The following is a 13,375-nucleotide window of genomic DNA, read 5'->3' as shown; positions in this document are numbered from 1 at the left end:
ATGAAAATTTGGCCCATTCTCGCGGCGTGTGGTGCCGTCGCTCTCGCCGTTCCCGCGATCGCCCAAGACGGTTACATCATCCAGTTGCTCAACATCGCCATTCTCAATGCGATTGTCGTGATCGGACTGAATTTTGTGACGGGCTGGACCGGCCAGATCAATTTCGGACAGGCCGCGTTCTATGGGCTCGGCGCCTACACCACGGCGATCGCCACCAAGGCCGGCTTGCCCTGGATCACGACGCCCTTTTTGTCGGCTCTCGTGGTGATGGCTGCGAGCCTCATGCTCGGCCTGCCGACCATGCGGCTGCGAACCTACTATCTGGCCATGACCACGATCGGCTTTGGCGAAATCATCCGGCTGATCATCGTGCATTGGGAGCCCGTCACCGGCGGCACCTCCGGCTTGCGGGCGATCCCCGGCATCAGCATTTTCGGATTCGGGCCGCAGGGACAGGTGCAGCATTATTATCTCTTGATCGCGATACTCGCGCTTGCGATCCTGATCGCCGCGCGCATTCGCCATTCGACGCTCGGCCGCGCGATGATCGCCACCAAGGACAGCGAAATCGCCGCCGAGCAAAGCGGTGTCGATACGGTTCGCACCAAGCTGCTCGCCTTCATGATCGGCGCCGTCTACGCGGGTCTTGCCGGGTGTCTCTATGCGTCCTCGATCCGGTTCATCAGCCCTGACAGCTTTTCCAGCATCCAGGCGATCCTGCTGATGACCATGCTCATTGTCGGCGGCATGGGATCGATCTTCGGCTGCGTTATCGGCGCGCTCGCCCTGACCATTCTGCCCGAGGCGTTGCGGTTCCTCGGTCAATGGTATCTCGTGCTCTACGGCCTCGGCGTGATCGGCGTCATCGTGCTAGCCCCGGGAGGTTTGGCGTCGCTGGCATCGCTCCTGCCGCTACGCCGGGCGAGCGTCAATTGACCCCGGAACCGATCATTTCAGCGCGGGGAGTGACGCGCCGGTTTGGCGGACTGGTCGCGCTTGACGGCGTCGATCTCGATGTACCCCCGGGCATCGTGCAGGCCATCATCGGCCCCAATGGTTCTGGCAAAACCACGCTACTTAACGCGCTGAGCGGCGCTTCGCATGCCGACGCCGGCTCCATTCGCGTTGGCGGCCAGGAGATCTTCCGGCTCAAGCCGCACCGGATTGCGCGACTGGGTCTGGCCCGGACATTCCAGAACATCCGGATTTTCGATAATCTGAGCGTGATCGAAAACGTGAAAGTCGCAGCCGCCTGCAATAGTCCGACGTCGCTTTTCAATATCCTGACAGCCAATGTGCGGCACAAGCTCAGCGAATCCGATATCGATCGTAATGCACGTGAAGCGCTTGACATCGTCGGCCTCGTTCGTCGCGCCGAAGATCGCGCGACGCAACTGCCTTACGCGCAACAACGTCTGCTGGAGATCGCGCGGGCACTCGCATCGAAGCCGAAGGTGCTGTTGCTGGACGAGCCGGCCGCGGGCATGAACATGACCGAGAGCATGACGCTGCTCGACACCATCGCCAAACTCAAAAGCAGCGGCATCACGATATTGCTGGTCGAACATAATGTCAGGCTCGTGATGGGCATCAGCGACCGCGTCACCGTGCTGGACTTCGGCAAGAAGATCGCCGAGGGCACGCCTTCCGAAGTTCAACGCAATCCGCAGGTGATCGAGGCCTATCTCGGCAGGCGGCACCGGCATGCTTAAGATCGATAATCTGCACGTGTCATACGGCCACATCGAAGTGCTGAAAGGCATTTCGTTCAGCGTCGAGATGGGTGAGATCGTGGCCTTGATCGGCGGCAATGGCGCCGGCAAGACCACGACGCTCAGCACCATCTCCGGGCTGGTGCGTCCCACTTCAGGCACCATCGCCTGGAAGGGCGAAAACATCCAGAACGCCGCGGTCGAAGCCATCGTCGGTTCAGGCCTCGCGCATTGCCCCGAGGGGCGGCGGATTTTTCCGGGGCTGACCGTGCTGGAAAATCTTATCACCGGCACCGCGGCGCGTCCCCAAAGAAAGCGCGAGGTCGACGAAGATCTCGCACTGGTGTTCGATCTGTTCCCGCGCCTCAAGGAGCGGCTCAAGCAAGGCGGCTGGTCGCTCTCGGGCGGCGAGCAGCAGATGCTGGCGATCGGCCGCGCTCTGATGGGGCGGCCGAGCCTGTTGATGCTGGACGAACCCTCGCTCGGACTTGCGCCGATCGTGATCGAACAGGTGTTCGACCGCATCCTCGAACTCAACAAGCGCACCGGTCTCGGCGTGCTGCTGGTCGAGCAGAATTCCGCAATGGCGCTGGAAATCGCGAGCCGCGCCTTCGTGCTCGAGACCGGTGTCATCACATTGTCGGGCCCCTCGGCAGTGCTTGCCGACGATCCGCGCATCCGAGAGGCCTATCTGGGCGGCTGAACCACTAAGCGTGCTGCACCCGCTTGCCCGCGAGCACCGTCTCGGACGGGAACAGCCGCTGGCGCCCCGTCCGCACGCCCTTGTAATTATCGAGGAACTCGAACGACCCTTCCCGCAGCTCCATGATCGCCACATCGGCCGGCGCGCCCACGTTAAGCGTGCCGCGGTCATCGAAGGCCGGGAAGCAGCGCGCGGCATTGATTGTCGCACAGGCGATGATCTGGCTGAGCGGCATGCCGAACATCAGAAACTTCGACATCACATTCGGCAGATCGACAACCCCCGTGGTCCTCGACGTGAGGCCCCAGTCGGTAGAGAACGTATCGGGCCACAGGCCTTGTTGGGTCGCCTTCTCGACCGAAGCCCAATCGAAATGATCGGCGACGCCATTGCCGAAGTCGAAGAGAACGCCGCGCCGGTGCGCGGCCATCACGTCTGGAAACAGGATTCCCTTGTCGTCGAGGATGCCATTCTTTCCCGGCGCGTAAATGTGCGTGACAATGTCGCCGCGTTTGAGCAGCGCCAGAATGGAACGGATCGGCGAATAATTCTGACCGACATGGATCATGACCGGCAGAGGCCCGGCGGCCTCCTGCGCGCGGCGCAGCGCTTCGAGGTCGTTGGCATCAGCGACACTCTCCGACAAGCGCGCCTTGACGCCGACAACGACGTCCCGATTGCGCTCGATGGCTCCTCGCGCCAACGCCACATTGGCCGCGCTGAGATCATGCAATTCACCGGCCGGCGACAAGACGCCGGTACGCGCGATGTTGACCAGGCAGCGGCCCATCTGCGGTGCGCCGCGCGCAATCGCGGCCACCGCGTCAATATTGTCCGCCCCGCCGGTACCGGCATCGACCCATGCCGTCACGCCGTCCTGCAGGATCATCGGCGGGCCTTCCTTGCTGCGGCCGGCGTGGACGTGAATGTCGATCAAGCCCGGGGCCACGATCTTGCCGCGCGCATCGATGGTCTCGGTCGCGTCGCCCGCAATGTTGGCCGCGACCGCGACGATCCTGCCGCCGGATATCGCAACATCCCGCGTCGCGTCGAGATTGACAGAGGGATCGATGACGCGCCCGCCCTTGATGATCAGATCGTAGGTCGCCGCAAATGCATTTGGAATGCGGGCAAGCAGTGCCGCAGCGCTGGTCGCGCACACCAATTGGCGTCGGTTCATCATGGCCGATATTCCTCCCTGGCCGGACTTTCGGAAGTCCGTTGATGGCCGACAAATTACCCGGCGCCGATGACAAAGCCAGCGCCATCTGACCTTGCTTATCGCATGGCCCTATTCCGGACCTGCACCGACCGGCGGGCCGCCGGGTGGCCTGTGTAAAAATGAAATCGACGCAAACGCGCCGATCCAGGACCCTGCCGCGGCGAAGGCGACATAGACCCAATTTTCGGTGTAGCTGATCACCGCATATGAAGAGAGCAGGTACCAGATGCTGCTCCAGCTCGCCGCAGGTACACGCCGGCGAGCCACCACGGCGGCGGTGAACATCACATAGACCGCGTCGGTGGCTGCCGTTGCGATCACCACAGCGGTCGCGGTCAGTGGGTCGATCGACACCATTTGATTTCCTCCGTTTTGAACGATCACCGATCACATCCTCGCCAAAACATCTGCACTGCGGCAACACCTCGAAGTGAACGTCGTTTCGGCGTGAAGGCGTTTCAATATCCGGCTGTTCAGGAATGTCGGAAATCCATCGGGAGTCTTTTTGGCATTCGCGCTTATGCGCAACGGCAATGGAGACATCCAATGACCAAATTTACCATCCTCAGTGCGGGCGCCATTCTATTAACAACGCTCGCAACACCCGTGTTCGCGATGGCCTTTGCGCCGCCCAGCCGCTCGGTGGCGTCGGGAAATGAAACAACGACCAGACCGTGGTCGGCGCCGACGGGCCACCGCCAGCCTGGAGTCGCCGATGTTCCAGAATCCACCTCGCTCTCTCAGCGAGGTCTCGACCCGGAAGACGCAAATGTGGAACGCGCGATCAAAGGCATTTGCCGCGGCTGCTGAACGCAACCTGCTAACCAAGAAAAAGCGAGAAGATCGAAAGGTCTTCTCGCTGCATATTTTAATTTGATTCTCGAAACCAAAAGCCGGGAAATCGACGTCCGGCGAATTTATTTCGGTGGCCTGCCGCGTTTTGCAAATGTCAGTCCGCGCGAATCCGCCGAACAGCGAAGCAGGCTTGCCCGCTTGAGGGCCTCGTTACGTTCCGGCCCCGGGGGCAACAGGCGGGCTCGTTCCAATGCGTCCGCTGCGCGGATATCCCAATCAATTCTGTCAGGCGAACGTTGCGTGTCTTTATTCATGATCCAACTTATTGCGAATTCTTAAAGCGCGTCAGAACGCCGCACAAATCTGCCGGCTTTCACTAGACCCCAATGGGAACAGCGTTATTCCCGGGATCTAATGCTTTTATGACGCCCGAGAACTGGTGCCGTCCCGCGCTGGACGCAACCGCCGGATTCTCGATTTTCATGCCCTCAGATGAATCTTCCGATTCACGCTGTGCGCGATTCTCTTTTAGCAACCTGAAGTGCGTACGCCGAGTGCAAGCAAAGCACAGTCGCCAATTTTTTGAGCTGCGAGACGCTTCACAAGAAATTTATCAGGCTGGCCTCGGGCGCCCGTCCCCATGATAGTACCGCCAATCAGGTGGCTGGTTGGGACCGGCCACCACGGTTGCTAGCGCTCGGCGAAGGCCTTTTCGAGCACAAACTGGCCCGGCTCGCCGTGATTGCCTTCGGAAAAACCCTTGCCGAGCAGCAGCGTTCGCGTGTCCTGAACCAGCGCCGGGCTGCCGCAGATCATGACGCGGTCATGCGCGGCTTCAAGCGGGGCAAGACCTGCATCGCTGTACAGCTTGCCGGAACTCATCAGATCGGTGATCCGGCCGCGGTTGCGGAAGGGGTCGCGGGTCACCGTCGGATAATAGATCAACTGATTGCGCACGAGTTCGCCGATCAGCTCATCGTTCGGCAGGTGCTCGGTGATCATCTCGCCGTAAGCGAGTTCGGCGACGTGGCGGCAACCATGCAGCAGCACCACCTTTTCGAAACGATCATAGGTTTCGGGATCTTTGATCACGCTGAGAAACGGCGCCAGCCCGGTGCCGGTCCCGATCAGATAAAGATTGCGGCCATCCTCGAGATTGTCGATCACCAGCGTGCCGGTGGCTTTGCGACTGACGATGATCTCATCGCCTTCTTTCAAATGCTGGAGCCGCGAGGTCAGCGGGCCGTCCGGCACCTTGATCGAAAAGAACTCCAGCCGGTCCTCGTAATTGGCGCTGGCGACACTGTAGGCGCGCAGCAGCGGCCTCTCGCCGACTTTCAAGCCGATCATCGTGAATTCGCCGTTACGGAAACGGAACGAGGGATCGCGGGTGGTGGTGAAGCTGAACAGCGTGTCGGTCCAGTGATGGACGCTGAGAACGCTCTCCTGGTTGAAGCTGCTCATCTGAAGAATTCCGCTGGTTGGGCCCTGCTAATGGCCGGACTATTATACCGCTAAACTCATTCGTACACATTCATTTGTATACAAATGAATAATCCTTCTTGATCCCGGCGTCAAGCCGCGCGCAAGATGGCGCACAGCTTCCAGAAGACCTTGAACAAGAAAGAAAAACCGATGTCCCATGACCAGCCCCAGGCCACCGGCCCGAGCAAGCTCGTGATCCGAAATATCGGCCTGCTGCTCTCGGGCATGATGGAGAAACCCATTCTCGACGCCGACACCATCGTGGCGGAGAACGGCAGGATCACCGCCATCGGACGCGTCAAGGACATCAATACCGAAGGCGCGACCACCATCATCGATGCCAACGGGACAACGGTTACGCCCGGCCTGATCGACAGCCATGTTCATCCTGTCGCCGGCGACTGGACGCCGCGGCAGAATCAAATTGGCTGGATCGACAGTTTTCTCAACGGCGGCGTCACGACAATGATCTCGGCGGGCGAGGTTCACATGCCCGGCCGGCCGCGCGATGTGGTCGGCGTCAAGGCAATGGCAATCTTCGCGCAGCGCGCGTTCGATAATCTCCGCCCCGGCGGCGTCAAGGTTCACGCCGGCGCACCTGTAATCGAGCCCGGCATGGTCGAGGAAGATTTCAAGGAATTGGCCGCCGCCGGTGTCAGGCTGCTCGGCGAAGTCGGGCTTGGCGGCGTCAAGGATGGCCCGACCGCGCGCAAGATGGTGGCATGGGCGCGCAAGTACGGCATCCAAAGCACGATCCACACCGGCGGACCTTCTATTCCCGGCTCCGGCCTGATCGACAAGGACGTGGTGCTGGAAGCCGACACCGATGTGGTAGGTCACATCAATGGCGGCCACACCGCCCTGCCCGACAGCCAGATCCGCTGCATCTGTGAAGGCTGCAAACGCGGGCTCGAGCTGGTTCATAACGGCAACGAGCGAGCCGCGCTGTACACGCTGCGGGTCGCGCGCGAGATGGGTGATCTCAGCCGCGTGATTCTCGGCACCGACGCGCCGGCCGGCTCCGGCGTGCAGCCGCTCGGCATCCTGCGCATGGTGTCGCTGTTGTCGTCGCTGGGTGATGTACCCGCCGAACTCGCATTCTGCTTTGCCACCGGCAACACCGCGCGGATGCGCGCGCTGGATTGCGGCATTGTCGAAGTCGGGCGTGCGGCGGATTTCGTCATCATGGACCGGGCGCAACATTCCGCCGGCAAGAACATCCTCGACAGCGTTCAACTCGGCGATCTCCCGGGCATCGGCATGACCATCATCGACGGCATCGTCCGCACCCACCGCAGCCGCAACACCCCGCCGGCGACAAAGGTGCCGGAGATTGTCGGGCATTGAGGGGGGCAACAACAACTCACCTCCGTCATTGCCGGGCTTGACCCGGCAATCCATCACCTACAAAAATTTTACGTAGATTGATGGATGCCCGGGTCAAGCCCGGGCATGACGAGTGATGTTCGTGCTGACGCCTCGTGTAAACATGCCTCCGCGTCCCCGCGGCACGATCTGCCCGAGTTATTGCAAAACTTCCGCCCAACAAAGGGCGTGGGGAATGCCGGGTGCCCAGTGCACCCGCAGCCGCGCGTGTAGTGTAGGTAACACGCGCGTTAGTCACCACGGATACACCGGTTCACCCGGCATTCCCGCACGCGGTGGTGTTAACGGTTTCCTTCGCGCTCTCCCCGGTGACCGGGCTTGTTTGCCACCGTCATCAGTGGCGTCTTCGCCACTCACTTGACACCAGCGTCGGGGTGTCAGGACCACACGACTTCGCCGTCCGCTTCAGTGCCATTCGTCAAAGGCGCATCCACGTCCACCGCATCCCGCCCCGCGTTCGTGACGATCGCGATACGCCCCTCGAGTGGGGCGAGACAGTGTGCATTATAAATTTGATTTGGGTGCGCGACGAAGCAGAAAAATTTAAAAAAATTGCAGCATGACGGCTGGACACGCGTAACACACCGGTCGCCAAAACTACCCGACGGGCAAATCACTTGACTCCGGACCGCCCGAAAATTCGGCAGAAATTTTAGTTACGCAAATGAGAGCGAGTTCACATTCGGCGGCGACATTACGAGATATGTTCTGCGATGAGAGATGCGCGCCACTTAATTGCAACTGCTCCGCACTCCCGCTGAAATATACCGTCCACGCAATCTTCTTTTGGAGGATTAAACGATGGCAATTACAGAACAGTTTACTGTTCAGCACCACCTCGAAGATGTTGAAGTCAAAAATTACGATATGCCGATTATACTTGGCTATTCGATTTTCGCGATCGTGTTCTTGATCGTGGTCTATTTCGATTCCGTGTCGCCGGGGACGGCGCTCGGCGATTTTGCTTCGACGATTGTATTTCAGTAACGCATTTCGAAAAACGGCAAGCTCTCGCTGAACATTTTTGATTCGACGGCATCGGCCCCGGGAAATCGGGGCCGAAAGCGAAGGCTTTATTCCGCATGTCAATCGCGGAAAGGTCACCAGACTTCAACGATGGAGGCCAGCGTGAGCATCGAGCTGACGCTCGCGGTGTTTACCCTGAGCGGTATTGCAGCCGGGTTTTTCGCGGGCCTGTTCGGCATCGGCGGAGGCCTGATCATGGTCCCCGTGCTCGTATACGCGTTCAAGACCGCCGGGATCGCCACACAGCACACGGTGGCAATGGCGCTGGGCACGTCGATGGCGGCGATCGTGTTTTCGGCGGCGCAGAGCGCCTATAGCCATTATCGCCGGGGCCGCACCTCGATCGAGATGCTTCGGCGCGTCGCGCCGTGGGTGGTCGCCGGTGTCGCCCTTGGGAGTTCGGTGGCTGCGGAAACGCCGGCCATTCCGCTACTCACCTTCGTGGCCTGTTTCCAGTTTGTCGCGGCTGCCTTGATGATCACCGATGTGTCGAAGTTGGCCGCCTTGCAGATAGTGGCGCGGCACTCCCTCGCCCTGAACGTCTTTAGTCTGGCTTTTGGAAGCATCGCCGCACTCGCCGGAATCGGCGGAGGGACGTTGTTCACGCCTTATCTCAAGGCATCCGGCATGGAGCCGAAACTGGCGATCGGCACTTCGGCCGCGATCGGACTGCCGGTCAGCCTCGCAGGCGCGCTTGGCTATGCATGGGAAGGCCGCAACGTGCCGCTCGGCCACTGGATGCTGGGTTACATCAATTTGCCCGCGCTGGTCGCTCTGATCGCCGGAACCCTGTTGACGGTGCGTCTTGGTGTCGCCGTAGCGCACTGGCTGCCATCGCGGATGCTGGCCGGGTTATTCGCGCTGTTCCTGGTCTTCAACGGTACGCACTTGTTGTATTCGGCATTAAAGTGAGAGCGCCATCGCGAAGCGATGCGTCTCGAAAGATCCGGAAAGAAACCTACCCCTCACCGCAATTTGCTGAGCAACGCCACCAGCGTCTCGCGCTCCTTGGCATCGAGCGGCGCCAGCGTTTCCCGGGTGATCGCGAGTGCGCTGGGCGCAGCTTTCTCCGCCGTCTGCTGGCCCGCGCGTGTCAGGCTGACCAACAGGCGGCGGCCGTCCTCCGGATCAGCGCTGGTTTCGGTCAGGCCGCGCGCGGTGAGCCGGTCGATCACGCCCTTGATGGTCGCGACATCCATCGCGGTCAGCCGCCCGAGCTGGTTCTGCGAACACGGCCCGGTCTCGGTAAGCTTGGCCAGCACCGCCCATTGCGCCGACGTGAGATTGATTCCGATCTCCCGGGCAAAGATCGCGGCGTGGCGCTGCCAGACCTGGCGCAGGATGAAGCCGATCTGCTCCTCCAGCACATAGCCCGGCCGCGGCGGTTTTATGCTGCGTTTCGGAGAAACACTCCTGGTCATATCTGTCTCCGCCCCTGTCTTCTTCCCGATCTTTTGCCGGCTTTGGTCACAGCGCCAGATGCGCGTCGCGAATATCCGGCCGCGCGTCGAGTTCGCTCATCGTGCCGCTAAAACAAATACGGCCGCGCTCGATGATATAGGCGCGATCGGAAATCAATTTGGCAAAATGCAGGTTCTGTTCGGAAACGAGCATGCTAACGCCCTCTTTCTTCATGGTCAGGATCGCATCGACCATCTGCTCCACGATCTTCGGCGACAGCCCTTCAGAGGGTTCATCAAGCAGCACCAGCGAGGGATTGCCCATCAGGGTTCGGGCAATCGTCAGCATCTGCTGCTCGCCGCCGCTCATGCGCCCGCCCTGGCGGCTGCGCATCTCGCCGAGATTCGGAAACAGCGTGAACAGTTTTTCGCGGGTCCAGGTCGGCGCATTCGGCCGCGCCGGCTGGCGGCCGACCTCGAGGTTTTCCTCCACCGTCAAATCCGTAAAGATGCGCCGTTCTTCCGGCACATAACCAAGTCCGCCCTTGACGATCGCATGGGTCGGCTGATCCGAGACGTCCTTGCCCTCGAACACGATGCGGCCGGTGCGCTGCTTGACCAGGCCGACGATGGAACGGAAGGTCGTGGACTTGCCGGCGCCATTGCGCCCGAGCAGCGCGACCACTTCGCCTTCGCCGACTTCGAGCGCGATATCGAACAGGATATGCGCGGGGCCGTAATGGCTGTTGAGGTCTTGCACGCTGAGCTTCACGCCGGGGCTCCATCGTGATGGCTGGCGTCGTAGAGGAGGCCCTCGCCGAGATAGATCGCGCGGACCTGCGGATTGCGCCGGACCTCCTGCGGCGAGCCCTCGGCAATCAACGTGCCGCGGTTGAGTACGAGTATCCGATCCGCATGTTCGAACACCACATCCATGTCGTGCTCGGTAAAGAGCACGCCGATCGATTTTTCACGGGCGATCTGCGCGGTGAGCCGCATCAATTCGATGCGCTCGCGCGGCGCCATGCCGGCGGTCGGCTCATCCATCAATAGAAGTTTGGGCTGGTTGGCGAGCGCAATCGCGAGCTCCAGCCGCTTGAGGTCGCCATAGGCGAGCTCGCCGCAGGGGCGCTCGGCGTAACCGCCCATACCCACCAGTTCGAGCAGGCGACCGGCTTCTTCTTGCGCGTATTTCGGCGTCGAGGCCCACAGATTGAACAATTGCCGTCCATACGAGACCAGCGCGACCTGGACGTTCTGGCGCACCGTCATGGTCGGAAATGTCGCGGTGATCTGGAAGGTGCGGCCGACACCGAGCCGCCAGACCGCGCGCGGCTTCTTGCCGGCGGTATCTTCGCCGAGCAAATTGATCCGGCCCGTATCCGGCACGTTCTGGCCGTTGAGCATGTCAAAGCACGTGCTTTTGCCCGCACCGTTGGGGCCGATCAGCGCCAGGATTTCGCCTGATTTGAGCGAGAACGACACGCCGCGCACGGCATGAACGCCGCCATAGGATTTGCTCAGGCCCTCGACCGACAGCAATGTGGGCGCGATGCTCATTCGGCGCTCTCGATCCCGAGTACCGCCGGCTTGGGCGCATCCGATCGGCGGCGATGCCGAAGAGTTTCCAGTATCCCGACAATGCCTTTCGGGAAGGCGACCACAATCAAGACGATAAAGCTGCCGAGCACCAGCTTGGATAAATCAGTCTGGCTGACCAGCCAGATATTGAGCGCCTTGTAGACGACAGCGCCGACGATCGCGCCGGACACCGTCTCGACGCCGCCGAGCAGCACCATGACCAGCGCATCGACCGAGAGCGAGATGCCGAGATTGTCAGGAAAGACGCTGCCCTTCAGGTACGCAAACAGCGCGCCGGCTATGCCAGCGACGGTGCCCGCGATGACGAACGCGGTCCACTGGATGCGCTTGCCGTCGATCCCGATCGCTTCGCCCCGCAACGGCGAGTCGCGCGTTGCCCGCAGCGCGAAACCGAACGGCGAGAACACGATGACCCGAAGGGCTGCGACCGACAGCGCGGCGATGCCGAGCGAGAGCCAGTAAAAATGCGACGGCGACGCCGCCCACGGTTCGGGCCAGACCCCGAGGATGCCGTTATCGCCGCCGGTGACCGAAACCCATTGAAACGCGACCGACCAGACGATCTGCGCAAAGGCCAGCGTCAGCATCGCGAAATACACGCCAGACAGTTGCACCGCGAAGAATCCGAATATCGCCGCACCGGCAAGTCCAAGCAGCGGGCCGAGCAATAGCGACGGGATCATCGGCAGGCCCGCCATCTTGGCGAGGAATGCGACGCCGTAAGCACCGAGCCCGAAATAGGCGGCATGGCCGAACGAGGCGAGGCCGCCGACCGACATCAGGAAATGCAAACTCGCAGCGAAGATTACGAAGATCGCGATTTCCGAACCGACCGTCAGCGCGTAATTGCCGCTGATCAATGGCAGTGCCGCAGCCAGCAGCAGCGCGGCGATCGCGGCGAGACGCTCGTTCGACGTCAGCGGCCGCCAGGGATTCACCGTCAGGCCGGGCGTACGGCGCGCGGGCGCTTCGGCCTTACCGAACAGACCCCAAGGCCTTACGATCAGCACCGCGGCCATCACCAGGAATACCAGGATGATGGAGATCTTCGGAAACACCAGAATCCCGAAGGCGTTCAATTCCGACACCAGCACCGCAGCGACGAAGGCGCCGATGATGCTGCCGAGGCCACCGATCACCACCACCACGAACACATCGACAATGATGCGCAGATCCATCGCGTGATGCACCGCGTCGCGCGGAATTTGAAGTGCGCCGCCAAGCGCTGCGAGAAACACGCCGACCGCAAACACGCTGGTGAACAGCCATTTCTGGTTGACGCCGAGCGCCGCTACCATATCGCGGTCCTGCGTCGCGGCGCGCACCAGCACGCCCCATCGGGTACGCTGGAACAATAGCCACAGCAGTCCCAGCACGAGCGGGCCGAGCGCAATCAAAAACAGATCATAGGACGGAATGTTCTGGCCGAAGAAATCCACCGCGCCCTTGAAGCCCGGCGCGCGACGGCCCAGTAAATCGCTGGGTCCCCAGATCAGCACAACGAGATCCTCGACCATCAATGTCAGGCCGAACGTCGCCAGCAACTGAAACAGTTCCGGCGCGTGATAAATCCGCCGCAGCAGCACCATCTCGACCAGCACGCCGATCACGGCCACGATCAGCGCGGCAGCCACGATGCCGCCCCAGAACCCGATCGCGCCGGAAAATCGTTCGGTCAGCGTAAACGCGACATAAGCGCCAAGCATATAGAACGCGCCATGCGCGAAATTGACGATCCGCGTCACGCCAAAGATGATCGACAGGCCCGATGCGACCAGAAACAGCGACGCCGCGCTGGCAAGACCGGTCAGGAATTGGACGAAGTAAAAGGCCATAGGGGTCCGGGTTGGGGCGTCATTCGCGGTTAAGGCGTCATTCGCTGCTTCATCCTTCGAGACGCATCGCTGCGCGATGCTCCTCAGGATGAGGAAGAGTGTGGCAAAGTTTCAAAAGAACTCGTCATTGCGAGGAGCGAAGCGACGAAGCAATCCATTCTTCCTTTGCGCGGCAAGATGGATTGCTTCGCTGCGCTCGCAATGACGAT

The 13,375-nt window shown here is 61.1% G+C and carries 14 protein-coding genes; 7 read left to right on the top strand and 7 right to left on the bottom strand.

What is annotated here, in order from left to right:
- From HB676_RS04080 to HB676_RS04070, 3 genes are read left to right on the top strand one after another with little or no spacing between them, the layout of a single operon-like run.
- Complete coding sequence (locus HB676_RS04080; RefSeq protein ID WP_213736387.1) at positions 1-936, top strand: branched-chain amino acid ABC transporter permease; 936 nt, start codon at positions 1-3, stop codon at positions 934-936.
- Positions 933-1,712: an ABC transporter ATP-binding protein gene (locus HB676_RS04075; RefSeq protein WP_213736386.1), complete on the top strand. Its 780-nt coding sequence runs from the start codon at positions 933-935 to the stop codon at positions 1,710-1,712. Before HB676_RS04080 ends, HB676_RS04075 begins: the two co-directional genes overlap by 4 nt.
- Positions 1,705-2,415, top strand: a complete 711-nt coding sequence (locus HB676_RS04070) for an ABC transporter ATP-binding protein (RefSeq protein ID WP_213736385.1) — start codon at positions 1,705-1,707, stop codon at positions 2,413-2,415. Before HB676_RS04075 ends, HB676_RS04070 begins: the two co-directional genes overlap by 8 nt.
- Positions 2,416-2,419: 4 nt before the next feature.
- Here the strand turns inward: HB676_RS04070 and HB676_RS04065 are convergent, their stop codons facing one another.
- Together HB676_RS04065 and HB676_RS04060 are read right to left on the bottom strand one after the other, a co-directional pair.
- A complete protein-coding gene (locus tag HB676_RS04065) occupies positions 2,420-3,598 on the bottom strand; it encodes an amidohydrolase family protein (protein ID WP_213736384.1) in 1,179 nt (392 codons plus the stop codon).
- A gap of 108 nt (positions 3,599-3,706) precedes the next feature.
- The gene (locus HB676_RS04060) at positions 3,707-3,994 is read right to left on the bottom strand and encodes a hypothetical protein (protein WP_213736383.1); all 288 of its coding nucleotides are present in this window, start codon (positions 3,992-3,994) and stop codon (positions 3,707-3,709) included.
- A gap of 189 nt (positions 3,995-4,183) precedes the next feature.
- On the opposite strand from HB676_RS04060, the gene HB676_RS04055 reads away from it, so the two are divergent.
- Positions 4,184-4,447: a hypothetical protein gene (locus HB676_RS04055; RefSeq protein WP_249780050.1), complete on the top strand. Its 264-nt coding sequence runs from the start codon at positions 4,184-4,186 to the stop codon at positions 4,445-4,447.
- Positions 4,448-5,122: 675 nt separating this feature from the next.
- Here the strand turns inward: HB676_RS04055 and HB676_RS04050 are convergent.
- On the bottom strand, positions 5,123-5,896 hold the full coding sequence (locus tag HB676_RS04050) for a ferredoxin--NADP reductase (protein WP_213736382.1): 774 nt from the start codon (positions 5,894-5,896) through the stop codon (positions 5,123-5,125).
- A gap of 171 nt (positions 5,897-6,067) precedes the next feature.
- Between HB676_RS04050 and HB676_RS04045 the strand changes: the two genes are divergently transcribed.
- The 3 genes from HB676_RS04045 to HB676_RS04035 all read left to right on the top strand — a co-directional run bounded on the left by HB676_RS04045 (position 6,068) and on the right by HB676_RS04035 (position 9,241).
- Entirely contained in the window at positions 6,068-7,264 is a 1,197-nt protein-coding gene (locus HB676_RS04045) for an amidohydrolase family protein (protein ID WP_213736381.1), read from the top strand.
- Positions 7,265-8,104: 840 nt separating this feature from the next.
- Positions 8,105-8,290 carry a hypothetical protein gene (locus HB676_RS04040; RefSeq protein WP_213736380.1) on the top strand — a complete coding sequence of 62 codons (186 nt, stop codon included), beginning with the start codon at positions 8,105-8,107 and terminating at the stop codon, positions 8,288-8,290.
- 141 nt (positions 8,291-8,431) lie between these two features.
- Positions 8,432-9,241, top strand: a complete 810-nt coding sequence (locus HB676_RS04035) for a sulfite exporter TauE/SafE family protein (RefSeq protein ID WP_213736379.1) — start codon at positions 8,432-8,434, stop codon at positions 9,239-9,241.
- Between the two features lie 53 nt (positions 9,242-9,294).
- On the opposite strand, the gene HB676_RS04030 is transcribed toward HB676_RS04035, so the two are convergent.
- From HB676_RS04030 to HB676_RS04015, 4 genes are read right to left on the bottom strand one after another with little or no spacing between them, the layout of a single operon-like run.
- The gene (locus HB676_RS04030; RefSeq protein WP_213736378.1) at positions 9,295-9,750 is read right to left on the bottom strand and encodes a MarR family winged helix-turn-helix transcriptional regulator; all 456 of its coding nucleotides are present in this window, start codon (positions 9,748-9,750) and stop codon (positions 9,295-9,297) included.
- Positions 9,751-9,796: 46 nt separating this feature from the next.
- Complete coding sequence (locus HB676_RS04025; RefSeq protein WP_213736377.1) at positions 9,797-10,501, bottom strand: ATP-binding cassette domain-containing protein; 705 nt, start codon at positions 10,499-10,501, stop codon at positions 9,797-9,799.
- Positions 10,498-11,289: an ABC transporter ATP-binding protein gene (locus HB676_RS04020; RefSeq protein WP_213736376.1), complete on the bottom strand. Its 792-nt coding sequence runs from the start codon at positions 11,287-11,289 to the stop codon at positions 10,498-10,500. The genes HB676_RS04025 and HB676_RS04020 overlap by 4 nt, the downstream gene beginning before the upstream one ends.
- Entirely contained in the window at positions 11,286-13,166 is a 1,881-nt protein-coding gene (locus tag HB676_RS04015; protein ID WP_213736375.1) for an ABC transporter permease, read from the bottom strand. Before HB676_RS04015 ends, HB676_RS04020 begins: the two co-directional genes overlap by 4 nt.
- Positions 13,167-13,375 lie beyond the last annotated feature (209 nt).

Source organism: Bradyrhizobium sp. dw_411, assembly GCF_018449695.1.
Taxonomy (GTDB): Bacteria; Pseudomonadota; Alphaproteobacteria; order Rhizobiales; family Xanthobacteraceae; genus Bradyrhizobium.
The sequence above is the reverse complement of the archived record's forward strand: the minus strand, read 5'-3'. Positions and strand labels throughout refer to the sequence as shown.